This window comes from Bradyrhizobium sp. HKCCYLS2038 (genome assembly GCF_051167655.1).
Taxonomy (GTDB): Bacteria; Pseudomonadota; Alphaproteobacteria; order Rhizobiales; family Xanthobacteraceae; genus Bradyrhizobium.
The window spans coordinates 1,553,858-1,566,546 of record NZ_JBNPTM010000001.1 but is presented as its reverse complement, the minus strand read 5'-3'; the positions used below and the strand labels follow the sequence as shown (position 1 = coordinate 1,566,546).

Genomic DNA, 12,689 nt, shown 5'->3' with positions numbered 1-12,689 from the left:
CGGTGATGAGGTCGTTCGGCTTTCTCAACCTGAAGGGAATCCGCGGCCAGATCACCGCGCTGGTGGCGATCTCGATCGTGGCGCTCCACGCCATCATCACGGCGACGTTCCTGTTGTATCGCGCCGAGCAGCCGCCGGGTGAGAACGAGGCGGGCCCTTTTCAGCTCGCCGCCGTCATCCACGTTCTCGGTCACGCGCCCGCCGACGAGCGGACGCGGCTGCTCGCCGACATCGCCCGCGCCTATCCGGAGTTCGACATCAAGGCGCAGTCCGAGCCGATGCCGGCCGATCCGGCGCAGCAGGCCGCGGAGAGAGACGGCGGGCGGCGTGGCGGCGAACCGGATGGCGGACACGGCCCCGGCGGCTTTCGGGGTCTCGGCCCCGGCTACGGGGTCTTCATGCCGCCGCCCGGATCGCCCCTGCACCGTGTCGTCTTCGCGCTTCCCGATGGCGAGCTGATCTCCGCCAAGACGCCCGACCGGCCGCACCGGCCGCCGTTCTGGGGTGCGCCGTGGCTGACGACGATCCTGTTCGCGCTGATCAGCACGACGCTGCTCGGCCTGTGGGCCGCACGTGCGCTGACCTCACCCTTGTCGAGCTTCGCGAAGGCTGCGGAAACCTTCAGCCTCGATGGCGACTCCGCCGCTCTGCCCGAGCGCGGCCCCGAGGAAATCCGCTCGCTGGCGCGCGCCCTGAACCGCATGCGCCAACGCATTACCGCGCTGATGAACGACCGCACCAAGATGCTCGCGGCGATCAGCCACGACCTGCGGACGCCGCTGACCCGCATGCGGCTGCGCTGCGAGTTCGTCGAGGATGAGCTGCAGCGCAGCCGCATGCTGGCCGACCTCGATCAGATGCATGCCATGCTCGGATCCGTGCTGTCGTTCCTGCGCAACGGCCGCAAGCTCGAGCCGATGACGCTGGTCGACATTGCCAGCATCCTGCAACTCGTCGCCGACCAGTTCGCCGATGTCGGGCACGACGTGACCTACGTCGGGCCGCCGCATGCCATGGCCACCGTGCGGCCGGACGATCTGCTGCGCTCCGTCACCAACCTGGTCGAGAATGCTGCGAAGTACGGCAAGCTGGTCGTGATCAGGCTGACCGTCTCCGGGGCGTGTCTGACGATCGACGTCGAGGATGACGGACCCGGCATCGCCGATGCGCTCAAGCCGACCATGCTGGAGCCGTTCGTGCGCGGGGACGACGCCCGCAATATGGACGAAGCCACCGGCTTCGGCCTCGGCCTGTCGATCGCGAAGGCGATCGTCCAGGCGCATGGCGGCGAGCTCTCGCTGCACGATCGCAAGCCCAGCGGACTGGTCGCGCGCATCGAGCTGCCGCTCGGCCGAACCACACTCCGCCCTGCTGCCTGACGCGCGAACGCGTCCGGACGAATCCGGGCGCGCCGCGTCGCTCAAATCAGGCCTTCGGTTCGAATTACTCCGAGTACTTGAACTCGGGCATCGACTTCAGCTGATCCTTGGTGGCGTTGATCATGGCGTGGTCGGGATACCAGCGGTTCTTTGACGAGCTCATCGATGACGACGACGAAGTACCCGTGGCGGCGCCGGTCGTGGTGGTCGAAGCCGGCGGCGTCGTTGAGGCCGGCGGCGTGGTGCCGGTGGCCGGAGCGTTGGACGCCGTGCTCGCCTGCACCGGCTGATCCGAGAACTTCAGCTGATCGAATGCGACGGCCACCATGTGCTCGCCCATGCCGAGGAAGCCGCCGACGCCGATCACGACGCCCTTGATATTGCCGCTCTTGTCGACGAGCATGTCGTCGATCGAGCCGACGTTCTCGTTGTTGTTGTTGTACACCTTGACACCGACCAGCTTCGAGCTGCGCCAGTCACCCTGGTAGGACGCTGCCGTGGTATTGGCAGTCGTCGTGGTGCTGGTGGTCGTGGTGGTGCTCTCAGCGGCGAATGCCGCCGTCGCGAGCAGCAGGGAACCGGCGAGGCCGGCCGCAACAGTCTTCATCACCATGTGGTGTCTCCTCTCAGTGAATGGTGACGAGAGAACTGCAACGGACAGTCCGCGTTCCGCCGGAACCACGATTTCGTCACCTTGCGCGACAAGCGGTCTCACTGCGCCGCGGAAGTGTTACTGAGTGACGGTTGGGCGCGCGAATTCGTCAATCCGGCCGCTTTGAATTTGCGCGCCCGGTCATCCTTGAAATCTTGATTGGTGAGATCTTGGTTGAAACATCGTCGATAGATGCGAGCTGCTCGCTGCAGCGGCAGTCGGCTCCCTCTCCCCGTTCTTCACGGGGAGAGGGTTGGGGTGAGGGGCAACGGCACGGGAAGTGCCAGTGTCTACCCGAGAGCTTGTGATGAAAGAGCTATGGAAGCTCGGACTGCGTCGGAGATTTTAGGAGCGTCGAGCAGACTTCAGTTCTAATAACTAAGTCTGCCCGTGCGGCTGCCCCTCACCCCGACCCTCTCCCCGTGAAGAACGGGGAGAGGGAGCGCACCGTCGTGGCGGTCGCAGCACGCGTCTTAAATATTCATGTGTTCAAGAGGAGATCAGCAGATTTTTAGCTGATACCCTGCAGGCAATGGCGACCACCTACGCCGCCATTGCGTCGTCATCAACCGCTTCGGCGTAGAACGCGATGGTCTCGTAGCGGTAGTCGCAGAGGCGGCAGTGCCAGAGATAGGCGGTACGCCGGCCATCCTTCTCGACCCAGGACGGCAGCGCGATCGGCTCGCCGCATTGGGCGCAGGGATTGTTGCGCGGCATGTCGAGGACGCGCACGGCAGGTTGCGGGCTGTCGATGCCTCGAAAATGGATGTTGGTTGACTTGATGTCGGCTGGCTTCGCGGCCATGACGCGCTCCCTCTCTGTTCAGTCTTCTTGAATGAGTCAGGCTTGCTGTCGAACTGACAGGTCTCATCATAGCCGCATGGCTGCCGGTTTGCACGCGCCGGGATGCCGCGCGACATCCGACCTCACGCGGATGCGATCGCTGTACTCGATTCAGTGAGCGGCAGAATCAACCGCCGGTTCCACTGCATGCCGGGCGCCCGCCTTGCGCACATGGATGGTGGCGATGTCGTCGGCATAGACCTTCTGCCAGCCGTCGACATGGTCGAGCAGCTTGGTGGCCGCGCTCTGGGTGCGCAGCAAGGTCGCCTCGATCTGGTAGTCCTTCAGCAGGCGGAACAGATTGTCCGGCTCCATCAGGCCTGACGCGGCGTTGTGATCGACGAAGAATTTTTCGCCATAGAGCTCGGTGCGGCCGTCGATGAAGGGCGCCACACCGACAGAGATCAGGTAGCCGCCGAAATCGTAGTCGTTGAGGACGCGGGCAAGGTTGAGCTTCTTGAGCTCGGTCACCGCCGCCACCGGCGTGCCGCGCAGGTTGGGCGCGAAGGCGAGGATCGGCGCCGAGGCGAAGGTGGCCATGCCGAGCGCGAGCACGACCGCGGCCGTCAGCAACGCCCGCGCGCCGCCGGCGGCAGGTTGCATGGGCTCGCCACCCGGCTGCCGCGCCAGCGGTGCCGCGAGCACCAGCGGACCGACCAGCGCCAGAATTTCCGCCGCGCGCCCCTGTGACAGTGCCATATGCAACAGGCCGAGCAGCATCAGGATGCGCACCGGCGGCAACCGGATGCCGTGATTTAGTGCAAGGCCGATCGCCAGCAGGAGGCAGATTTCGAACGGACCGAGGCCCTGGAAATCCGCCGCCTTCCATTCCACGATCAGCGGCAGCGCCTCGCCGAGCGACAGGATCTTCCGCGCCGCGAGCAGCGCGTTCCAGCCATAGGGCGTGCAGCAGCTCGCGGCCAGTGCCAGGGCGGCGAAGGCGGCCCAGCGCAGCGCGAGCGCGCGGCGGGCGTGCGGCTCGGCATTGACCAGCGCGTCGAGCGCGGCGGGGGCGATGAAGAACAGGCCGAACACGAAGCCGCCGTGCAGATTGGCCCACAGCGCCAGCAGCAGCACCATCGCGATCGGCGGCGCCTGCTTGCGGTCGGCGGCGTCGATCAGCCCGGCCATCCAGGCCACCAGGATCGGAAACGCCAGCACGTGCGGCCGCGCCAAGAGATGCGGCAGGCAGAGCAGGAAGGCAGCGATGACGAACACCAGCGTCGTGCTGTCGCGCAGATGCCGGCTCAAGGCGCGCGCGAGCAGCGCGAAGGCGAGCGCGATTGCGGACGCCGCCAGCACCACCAGGCCGGTCCAGCCGGCGATGGCATACGCGCCGGCATAGGCGACCTGCGCCAGCCATTGCGTCGAGATCCACGGCGCGCCGCGCATGGTGAAGGAATAGACGTCGACCTCGGGCACCGCGCGATGGTCGATGATCCACTGCCCCACCGTGATCTGCCACAGCGTGTCGGGATCGTTGAGCAGCCGGTTGCCGGAGATCAGCAGCAGCGCGTAGACGCCGGCGCCGACCCACAGCGCGAGCTGCGCGTGCGCCGGACGGGCGGTCGCTTCGGAGTGGGTCACGGACAGCGTCATTGCGGCAAGGGCCCTGATCGGGAGACGTCCGCCAACCAAGCACGCCGGCCATAATTCGGGGTAAACCCCGGAAACCATCATGCCCAAACCAGCGCCATCGCCGCATTTCGGCCATAATATCGCCCGGCGTTCGCACCAATTACGGTGCGTAAAGTGTAAATGCGTGTCGGGGGGCTGCTTGGCACGCGCATGGTTCCCGGGGGATCCTGACACATGAAACGTCTCGCGCTGACGGCCTGCCTTGCGGCCTTTGCCGTGGCTGGTCACCTGCCGTCGGTCATGGCGGCCGAGGATGCGAATCTGGCATCGGACACGGCCGGCAAGGCACGGTCCGGGAAGATCAAGCTGGCGCATTTGCGCGGTGAGGGAATCAAGGAACTCGCCGCCCGCAGCGCCGTGACCAAGGCCGCGCGCGAGGTCGAGGCGATCGAGGCGGTCAGCAGCGCCGACACCACCCAGCCGATGGATGCCAATGCCGCCGCGCCCGCCGATGCCGACGCCCTGCCGGCCGAGCCCGCCGCCGAGCCGCGCGAGACCGAACGCCGGGCTGCGGACATCAAGCCCAAGCACATGAACACCGGCCATCCGCATATCGATGCACTGGTCGCGGTGCATGCCGCCGCCAACAACATTCCCGAAGCGCTGATCCACCGCGTCATCGTGCGCGAGAGCAAGTACCAGAAGGACCTCGTCGGCAGTTGCGGCTGCATCGGCCTGATGCAGATCAAGCTCGGCACCGCGCGCGGCCTCGGCTACACCGGCGATGCGGCCGGCCTGCACGATCCCAACACCAACCTCACCTATGGCGTGCGCTACCTCGCCGGCGCCTATCGCGCCGCGCGCGGCGATCACGACCGCGCCGTGGCCTATTTCGCCAAGGGCTATTACGAGGTGGCCAAGCGGCAGCGCCTCGCCGATGCCAGGCCGGCGGGCCGGCCGGAGCGCGTCAGCGCGCCGCTCGACATCACGCCGAAAATCGCCGGCAGCCGCCACGCCCGCGCGCACTGACGCGATTTGGTTCCTAACGGCCGTACACCGTCTTTCCGTGACACTCCGTTGACACGGGGCCGTATCGGTCTATTTTAAGCGCGTTCCGAGGGGAGCTCCGAGGGGGAGCTGAGATACCGCAGCGTGAATGCGGTGACCCTTTGAACCTGATCCGGGTCATGCCGGCGAAGGGACAGGGATGCAGCAGACGCTTACGCGCGGGGATGTCCCCGTATCCATCATCGGTGCAGGTATTGCCGGCGCTTGGCAGGCGCTGCTGTTCGCGCGTGCCGGTCACGACGTGACCCTGCACGAGCGCAGCGACGCCGCGCTGATGCTCTCCACCAGCCATTGGGCCGGCGGCATGCTGGCACCGTATTGCGAGAGCGAAATCTCCGAGCCCGTCATCAGCCGGCTCGGCCTCGCCTCGCTCGATATTTGGCGGCACGAGATGCCGGAAACGCCATTCAACGGCTCGCTGGTGATCGCGCATGCCCGCGACCGCGCCGATTACGACCGCTTCGCCCGCCGCACCTCGGGCTATCAGCGGCTCGATGCGGCGGCTCTCGCGGCGCTGGAACCGTCGCTCGAGGGCCGCTTCCGCGAGGGCCTGTTCTATCCGAGCGAAGGCCATGTCGAACCGCGCCGCGTGCTGCCGAGGCTGCACCAGCGCATCGTCGAGGCCGGCGGCCGCGTGCTGTTCAACAGCGCTGTCAGCGCTGATGATCTCGACGGCCTGGTCATCGACTGCCGCGGGCTGGAGGCACGCGACGCCGAGCCTGACTTGCGCGGCGTCAAGGGCGAGATGATCCTGATCGAGACATCCGAGGTGCAGCTGGCGCGCCCCGTGCGGCTGATGCATCCGCGCTTTCCGCTGTATCTGATCCCGCGCGAGGACAATCTGTTCATGCTCGGCGCGACCTCGCTCGAGGCCGAGGACACCGGCGTCAGCTTGCGTTCGGCGCTGGAATTGCTCGGCGCCGCCTACTCCGTGCATCCCGCGTTCGGCGAGGCGCGCATCCTCGAATTCGGCTCCGGCCTGCGGCCGGCCTATCCCGACAACCTGCCGCGCATCACGGTGCAGAGCGAGCGCGAGATCCGCGTCAACGGCCTCTACCGCCACGGCTTCCTGATCGCGCCGGCGCTGGCGCAGGCGACGCTCAACTATGTCGCGCATGGCCAGATCGATAACGAGGTGATGCGATGCGCGTAACGGTCAATGGCGAAGCCCGCGACATCAGCGCCACCAGCGTCGCCGCGCTGCTCTCCGAGCTCGACTACGAAGGCACCCATTTCGCGATCGCGCTGAACTACGATGTCGTGCCGAAGAGCCGCTGGGCCGAGACGGCGCTGAACGCCGGCGACGAGATCGAGATCATCACGCCGCGGCAGGGAGGGTGATGCCGATGGAGCGCGCGCTCGCGCCACACACTCCGCCGTCGTCCCGGCGCATGCCGGGACCCATAACCACCGTCGGCGGTGATAGCGCTCGGTCTCTCCTCTCGTGCCCCATCGCGACATCACGCGGTATGGGTCCCGGCGTGCGCCGGGACCACCGTCCGACATGACGGAGATCATCTATGCTGAAATTCTACGACAAGACCTTCACCTCGCGCCTCCTCATCGGCTCCGCGCTCTACCCGTCGCCCGCGATCATGCAGGACGCGATCCGCGCCTCCGGCGCCGAGATCGTCACCGTCTCCCTGCGGCGCGAGGCTGCGGGCGGCAAGAGCGGTGATGCATTCTGGAAGCTGATCAACGCGCTCAATGTCACGGTGCTGCCGAACACCGCCGGCTGCCGCAGCGTGCGCGAGGCGGTGACGACAGCCAAGCTCGCGCGCGAATTGTTCGGCACCTCCTGGATCAAGCTCGAGGTGATCGGCGACAACGACACCTTGCAGCCCGATGTCGTCGGGCTGGTCGAGGCCGCCACCATCCTGATCAAGGACGGTTTCGAGGTTTTCCCCTATTGCACCGAGGATCTCACCGTCGCGACGCGGCTGGTCGATGCCGGCTGCAAGGTCGTGATGCCCTGGGCGGCGCCAATCGGCTCGGCGAAGGGCATCATCAATCGCGACGCGCTGAAGCTCTTACGCGATCGGCTGCCCGACATCACGCTCGTCGTCGACGCCGGCCTCGGCGCGCCCAGCCACGCCGCGGAAGCGCTGGAACTCGGCTACGACGCCGTGCTGCTCAACACCGCGATCGCCAAGGCCGCCGACCCCGTCGCGATGGCGCGCGCCTTCCGGCTCGGCTGTGAGGCCGGCCGCACCGCCTACGAGGCCGGGCTGATGGACGCCCGCGATTTCGCCTCGCCCTCCACCCCTGTCGTTGGGACCCCGTTCTGGCATGCCGTATCCTGATCGCTTCTATCCCGTCGTCGACAGCCTCGCCTGGGTCGAGCGCCTGACAAAACTCGGCGTCGGCACCGTGCAATTGCGTGCGAAAAATCTCGACGACGGCCAGGCGCTGCAGATCGTCACCGATGCGCTCGCCATCACCAAGGGCACGGCGACGAAGCTGATCGTGAACGATTACTGGCGCGCCGCCGTCGTCGCCGGCGCCGAGCACGTCCATCTCGGCCAGGAGGATCTGGCCGAGGCCGACGTCAAGGCGATCAAGGACGCTGGCCTCACGCTCGGCCTCTCGACCCATGACGACGCCGAACTGGAGACCGCGCTCGCCGCCAAGCCCGACTACGTCGCGCTCGGCCCGATCTTTCCGACCACCTTGAAGGCGATGCGCTTCGCGCCGCAGGGCATCGCGAAGATCGGCGTCTGGAAGCAGCGCATCGGCAACATTCCCCTGGTCGCCATCGGCGGCATCAAGCTGGAGCAGGCCGCGGAGATCTTCGCCGCCGGCGCCGACTCCATCGCCGTCGTCAGCGACGTCACCCAGAACCCCGACCCTGACGCGCGTGTCCGCGCATGGCTGGATGCGGCGAAGGAGCCGGCATGATGCGCGCGATTTTTGCGAATGCGTCTGAGAATTGTTGCAAGAGCTCGTTGCCGCAAGCGCGGTGCGCCCCCCTCCCCCTTGCGGGGAGGGGTCGGGGGTGGGGGTCCACACGCACCGCTCTTCGTGTGAAGTTAAGAGCAACTAGCAACTTCGCAAGCGCGCTCACCCGTCAGCACCGAGCTCCGGGCACCCCCACCCCCAACCCCTCCCCGCAAGGGGGAGGGGAGCCTGAACACTCTGCGCTCCTCACACGCTGGACAAACCGCAACTCGACGCGGGCGAGAGAGCCGCTCGTGGCCCCACTCGCTCCACCGTCATTGCGAGCGAAGCGACGCAATCCAGGGCCGCGGGTGCCGCCCCGGATGGCTTCGTCGCAAGTGCTCCTCGCAATGACGTCCCCCATTCACTCCAACAACAACAATTGAGAAGGAGGATCCCATGAACATCCGCTCCAATCCCGACACCACCCTGCCCGCCGTCACGACCGGCCCGCTGCCGTCCTCGCGCAAGATCTACGCCGTGCCGGACACCGCGCCCGACCTGCGCGTGCCGCTGCGCGAGATCATCCTGTCGGAAGCAGCGTCCGAGCCGAACCTGCCGGTCTACGACACCTCCGGGCCCTACACCGATCCGTCCGTGACGATCGACGTCAACGCCGGCCTGTCGCGCGCCCGCTCCGCCTGGGTGCTGGAGCGCGGCGGCGTCGAGGAATATGTCGGCCGCGACATCAAGCCGGAGGACAACGGCAATGTCGGCGCCGACAAGGCGGCGAAGGCGTTCACCGCGCATCACAAGCCGCTGCGCGGCCTCGACGGCCACAAGATCACCCAGCTCGAATTCGCCCGCGCCGGCATCGTCACCAAGGAGATGATCTACGTCGCCGAGCGTGAGAATCTCGGCCGCAAGAAGCAGCTCGAGCGCGCCGAGGCCGCGCTCGCGGACGGCGAGAGCTTCGGTGCCTCCGTGCCCGCCTTCATCACCCCGGAGTTCGTGCGCTCCGAGATCGCGCGCGGCCGCGCCATCATCCCCTGCAACATCAACCACGCCGAGCTCGAGCCGATGATCATCGGCCGCAACTTCCTCACCAAGATCAACGCCAATATCGGCAACTCGGCGGTGACCTCTTCAGTCGAAGAGGAAGTGGACAAGATGGTGTGGGCGATCCGCTGGGGCGCCGACACCGTGATGGACCTCTCCACCGGCCGCAACATCCACACCACGCGGGAATGGATCCTGCGCAACTCGCCGGTGCCGATCGGCACCGTGCCGATCTATCAGGCGCTGGAGAAGTGCAACGGCGATCCGGTGGCGCTGACCTGGGAGCTCTACAAGGACACCCTGATCGAGCAGTGCGAGCAGGGCGTCGACTACTTCACCATCCACGCCGGCGTGCGGCTCGCCTACATCCACCTCACCGCGAGCCGCGTCACCGGCATCGTCTCGCGCGGCGGCTCGATCATGGCCAAGTGGTGCCTCGCGCATCACAAGGAGAGCTTCCTCTACACCCATTTCGACGAGATCTGCGACATCATGCGCAAGTATGATGTGTCGTTCTCTTTGGGCGACGGCCTGCGCCCCGGCTCGATCGCCGACGCCAACGACCGCGCGCAGTTCGCCGAGTTGGAGACCTTGGGCGAGCTCACCAAGATCGCCTGGGACAAGGGCTGCCAGGTCATGATCGAGGGCCCCGGCCACGTGCCGATGCACAAGATCAAGATCAACATGGACAAGCAGCTCAAGGAGTGCGGCGAGGCCCCGTTCTATACGCTCGGGCCGCTGACCACCGACATCGCGCCGGGCTACGACCACATCACCTCAGGCATTGGCGCTGCCATGATCGGCTGGTTCGGCTGCGCCATGCTGTGCTACGTGACGCCGAAGGAGCATCTGGGTCTGCCGGATCGCAACGACGTCAAGACCGGCGTCATCACCTACAAGATCGCCGCCCACGCGTCTGATCTGGCCAAGGGCCACCCCGCCGCGCAGCTGCGCGACGACGCCCTGTCGCGCGCCCGCTTCGAGTTCCGCTGGACCGACCAGTTCAACCTCGGCCTCGACCCGGACACCGCAAAAAGCTTCCATGACGAGACCCTGCCGAAGGAAGCCCACAAGGTCGCGCATTTCTGCTCGATGTGCGGTCCAAAATTCTGCTCGATGAAGATCACCCAGGACGTCCGCGACTACGCGGCGACGCTGAACGATCCGGCCACGGTCGGCATGACGATCAGCGGCACCATCGAGGACGGCATGGCCCAGATGAGCGCCAAGTTCAAGGAAATGGGCGGCAGCGTGTATCTCGACGCTGACAAGGTGAAGGAGAGCAACAAGGCGTTGTCCTGACGCTCGACCTCGCTCTCTCCATCGTCATCGCCGGGCGCCTGTGCTGAACTCGTTTCAGGATGCCCCGACCATCCATCAAGCCGGGCGAAAGCCCGGCTTTTTTTTGCTCATGTTGTCGCTATTGGCGAGCCATCTAATCCTTCGCTTTCACTATTGTCGGAGTCGTCTTTTGTCATGCAGCGCTGGCCCCCCAGAATGTTGTCAACACTGGGTCAGCCGCTCAGACGAGAGGGAGGCTGCGCAACTACAGAAGCTTTGAACACTATCGAGAACTTCAAAGAAGCGCCGGATCGAGCTGCGGTTCAGACCCTCGAATTCCTATTGAAGGGTCTTGGGCAGCGCCAAGTCGCCAGACCATAGGCCGCACATTTCCTATGTCGGTCAGGTCACGAAGTTCGAAACTAGTCGAACCGCGGGCGCCGGAAATATCCTTCGAGCAATTCAGATGAATTGGGCGGAATATTATCTTCCGTCAGCGCTTCCGGATATTCCTGCTTCAGCAACTCTTCATACTCAAGCACTTCTCGATCTCCGAGAGGACGATGCGCGACTCCAGCCAAATTCGCCGCAACCTGAATCGGCGCATCATGATAGACGAGAAGCCTTGCCTCTTCCGTCAGACCTTTCATTTTGGACTTCATGTCGCTGACGAGTTGGCTCGCATCCCAATCCGATTTTCCGAAAACATCCCGCAGGCACCGAACCACTATTCTCCAGAATGTCTCAACTTCCTCAGCTTTGAGGTCGGCGCTCTTGTTCACCGCTGTTGATTTCGGAAGCTGAGGGCTCGATGATGGCATGTAACACCCGATGTTTCAGGTCGCCCGCCGGCTAGAATAGAGTTCGGCTCGAACCATGGTCGTCAGCCCTTTCGTATAACAGCGGCTGCGGAAGGGCCGAAATCGCAGCCGTTGTGTGGAAGCTGATTTGATCGCAATCCTGGATTGTCAGGAGCTGCGGCCAAAGCGTAACTGGTCCAGACACCATATCATAGGCTCGACGCGCCGACATACGCTGATGTGGTGGAAAGCCTATGCGACAGTCCGCGACCAAATCCCAAAAATCTGATGCTGGCCTGATAAAAGATAGGCTTTCCAAGCTTGCAAGCCAATCCCTTCGCAGCTGAAACTGCATTACAATCGCGACAAGACCCGGATTTGGGCGGCTGATGACCCGGGTATTTGCCCACTGCTTCGCCTGATGAAGATTCGTGGTCACATAGAACCCTTGGCCGAAATCGGTAAACGGCCGACACACCGACAAGTTCACCGTAAATGGAACGGGATTCTTACTTCGTATCGACTGGGCTCCAACCGAGTGACTGTCTGTCCCATGGTAGACAATCAGATCCTGATTATTCCAGTTTGGCACGGATATCCCATCAATATCTTGACCGGAAGAAGCAGCGAGGTCGAAGGTCCACAAATCGAGCCAAATGGCTCCGATTTCTTCAAAGAAGGACAGCTTACAAAATTGCTAGAAGTTGTCGATCTGGAAATGCAACCAGCCGCTCCAACAACCGCGGAATAGCCGATGCCTATCCTCCACATCCCCGCCCCACCCCACATCAAGGCCCCGCCGCTCTCCTTCGGCACTCGCGTCGGCGACCTTCTCTTCATCTCCGGCATTCCCGGCTTCGACGCCCAGGGCAACCTGCCCGATGAGTTCGATGCGCAGTTCGCCAATGTCGTGACCAACTTCACGCGCGTGCTGACCGAGGGCGGCGCGACCTTGCGCCATCTCGTCAAGGTCAACGTGCTGCTGACGCGCGCGGCCGATGTGGCGGTGATGAACCGGCTCTATGCGGCTGCGTTCGGGCCGGCGCCTTATCCGGCGCGGACGACGTGCGTCGTGCTGGCTCTGCCTGATCCGAAGATGCTGATCGAGATCGAGGGTGTCGCGTCAATCGCAAAACCGTAGGGTGGGCAAAG

14 protein-coding genes and 1 riboswitch are annotated in these 12,689 nt (G+C 64.8%); of the genes, 9 read left to right on the top strand and 5 right to left on the bottom strand.

The window, feature by feature from the left end; genetic code table 11:
* Window positions 1-5 precede the first annotated feature (5 nt).
* Window positions 6-1,379, top strand: coding sequence for an ATP-binding protein (locus tag ACQR1I_RS06790; protein WP_434869048.1), 1,374 nt, complete (start codon window positions 6-8; stop codon window positions 1,377-1,379).
* A gap of 64 nt (window positions 1,380-1,443) precedes the next feature.
* Here the strand turns inward: ACQR1I_RS06790 and ACQR1I_RS06785 are convergent, their stop codons facing one another.
* From ACQR1I_RS06785 to ACQR1I_RS06775, 3 genes are all read right to left on the bottom strand, one after another.
* On the bottom strand, window positions 1,444-1,992 hold the full coding sequence (locus ACQR1I_RS06785) for a PRC-barrel domain-containing protein (protein ID WP_434869049.1): 549 nt from the start codon (window positions 1,990-1,992) through the stop codon (window positions 1,444-1,446).
* Between the two features lie 582 nt (window positions 1,993-2,574).
* Entirely contained in the window at window positions 2,575-2,835 is a 261-nt protein-coding gene (locus ACQR1I_RS06780) for a hypothetical protein (RefSeq protein ID WP_434869050.1), read from the bottom strand.
* Window positions 2,836-2,985: 150 nt separating this feature from the next.
* Entirely contained in the window at window positions 2,986-4,473 is a 1,488-nt protein-coding gene (locus ACQR1I_RS06775) for a hypothetical protein (protein WP_434869051.1), read from the bottom strand.
* Window positions 4,474-4,686: 213 nt separating this feature from the next.
* On the opposite strand from ACQR1I_RS06775, the gene ACQR1I_RS06770 reads away from it, so the two are divergent.
* The 6 genes from ACQR1I_RS06770 to thiC all read left to right on the top strand — a co-directional run bounded on the left by ACQR1I_RS06770 (window position 4,687) and on the right by thiC (window position 10,758).
* Window positions 4,687-5,481: a transglycosylase SLT domain-containing protein gene (locus ACQR1I_RS06770; protein ID WP_434869052.1), complete on the top strand. Its 795-nt coding sequence runs from the start codon at window positions 4,687-4,689 to the stop codon at window positions 5,479-5,481.
* 78 nt (window positions 5,482-5,559) lie between these two features.
* Window positions 5,560-5,671, top strand: a riboswitch (TPP riboswitch).
* Entirely contained in the window at window positions 5,660-6,673 is a 1,014-nt protein-coding gene (locus ACQR1I_RS06765) for an FAD-dependent oxidoreductase (RefSeq protein WP_434869053.1), read from the top strand. Its footprint overlaps the riboswitch before it by 12 nt.
* The gene (gene thiS, locus ACQR1I_RS06760; RefSeq protein ID WP_434869054.1) at window positions 6,664-6,861 is read left to right on the top strand and encodes a sulfur carrier protein ThiS; all 198 of its coding nucleotides are present in this window, start codon (window positions 6,664-6,666) and stop codon (window positions 6,859-6,861) included. Before ACQR1I_RS06765 ends, thiS begins: the two co-directional genes overlap by 10 nt.
* 179 nt (window positions 6,862-7,040) lie before the next feature.
* Entirely contained in the window at window positions 7,041-7,823 is a 783-nt protein-coding gene (locus ACQR1I_RS06755) for a thiazole synthase (RefSeq protein WP_434869055.1), read from the top strand.
* Window positions 7,810-8,418, top strand: a complete 609-nt coding sequence (locus ACQR1I_RS06750) for a thiamine phosphate synthase (protein ID WP_434869056.1) — start codon at window positions 7,810-7,812, stop codon at window positions 8,416-8,418. The genes ACQR1I_RS06755 and ACQR1I_RS06750 overlap by 14 nt, the downstream gene beginning before the upstream one ends.
* A 438-nt stretch (window positions 8,419-8,856) precedes the next feature.
* Window positions 8,857-10,758 carry a phosphomethylpyrimidine synthase ThiC gene (gene thiC, locus ACQR1I_RS06745; RefSeq protein ID WP_434869057.1) on the top strand — a complete coding sequence of 634 codons (1,902 nt, stop codon included), beginning with the start codon at window positions 8,857-8,859 and terminating at the stop codon, window positions 10,756-10,758.
* Window positions 10,759-11,159: 401 nt separating this feature from the next.
* Here thiC and ACQR1I_RS06740 read toward each other — a convergent pair whose 3' ends face one another.
* Both ACQR1I_RS06740 and ACQR1I_RS06735 read right to left on the bottom strand, forming a co-directional pair.
* Window positions 11,160-11,558, bottom strand: a complete 399-nt coding sequence (locus ACQR1I_RS06740) for a hypothetical protein (RefSeq protein WP_434888712.1) — start codon at window positions 11,556-11,558, stop codon at window positions 11,160-11,162.
* Between the two features lie 31 nt (window positions 11,559-11,589).
* Window positions 11,590-12,015, bottom strand: a complete 426-nt coding sequence (locus tag ACQR1I_RS06735; protein WP_434888723.1) for a DUF3990 domain-containing protein — start codon at window positions 12,013-12,015, stop codon at window positions 11,590-11,592.
* A 75-nt stretch (window positions 12,016-12,090) separates the two neighbouring features.
* Here ACQR1I_RS06735 and ACQR1I_RS06730 point away from each other — a divergent pair, with 75 nt between their 5' ends.
* Window positions 12,091-12,288, top strand: coding sequence for a hypothetical protein (locus ACQR1I_RS06730; RefSeq protein WP_434869119.1), 198 nt, complete (start codon window positions 12,091-12,093; stop codon window positions 12,286-12,288).
* A gap of 3 nt (window positions 12,289-12,291) precedes the next feature.
* Complete coding sequence (locus ACQR1I_RS06725) at window positions 12,292-12,678, top strand: RidA family protein (RefSeq protein WP_434869059.1); 387 nt, start codon at window positions 12,292-12,294, stop codon at window positions 12,676-12,678.
* The last annotated feature ends 11 nt before the right edge of the window (window positions 12,679-12,689 follow it).

Coding starts and splice junctions, on each gene's coding strand:
- ACQR1I_RS06790 (WP_434869048.1), top strand. CDS start 6: ATGAGGTCGTTCGGCTTTCTCAACCTGAAGGGAATCCGCGGCCAGATC.
- ACQR1I_RS06785 (WP_434869049.1), bottom strand. CDS start 1,992: ATGGTGATGAAGACTGTTGCGGCCGGCCTCGCCGGTTCCCTGCTGCTC.
- ACQR1I_RS06780 (WP_434869050.1), bottom strand. CDS start 2,835: ATGGCCGCGAAGCCAGCCGACATCAAGTCAACCAACATCCATTTTCGA.
- ACQR1I_RS06775 (WP_434869051.1), bottom strand. CDS start 4,473: ATGACGCTGTCCGTGACCCACTCCGAAGCGACCGCCCGTCCGGCGCAC.
- ACQR1I_RS06770 (WP_434869052.1), top strand. CDS start 4,687: ATGAAACGTCTCGCGCTGACGGCCTGCCTTGCGGCCTTTGCCGTGGCT.
- ACQR1I_RS06765 (WP_434869053.1), top strand. CDS start 5,660: ATGCAGCAGACGCTTACGCGCGGGGATGTCCCCGTATCCATCATCGGT.
- thiS (WP_434869054.1), top strand. CDS start 6,664: ATGCGCGTAACGGTCAATGGCGAAGCCCGCGACATCAGCGCCACCAGC.
- ACQR1I_RS06755 (WP_434869055.1), top strand. CDS start 7,041: ATGCTGAAATTCTACGACAAGACCTTCACCTCGCGCCTCCTCATCGGC.
- ACQR1I_RS06750 (WP_434869056.1), top strand. CDS start 7,810: ATGCCGTATCCTGATCGCTTCTATCCCGTCGTCGACAGCCTCGCCTGG.
- thiC (WP_434869057.1), top strand. CDS start 8,857: ATGAACATCCGCTCCAATCCCGACACCACCCTGCCCGCCGTCACGACC.
- ACQR1I_RS06740 (WP_434888712.1), bottom strand. CDS start 11,558: ATGCCATCATCGAGCCCTCAGCTTCCGAAATCAACAGCGGTGAACAAG.
- ACQR1I_RS06730 (WP_434869119.1), top strand. CDS start 12,091: ATGGTAGACAATCAGATCCTGATTATTCCAGTTTGGCACGGATATCCC.
- ACQR1I_RS06725 (WP_434869059.1), top strand. CDS start 12,292: ATGCCTATCCTCCACATCCCCGCCCCACCCCACATCAAGGCCCCGCCG.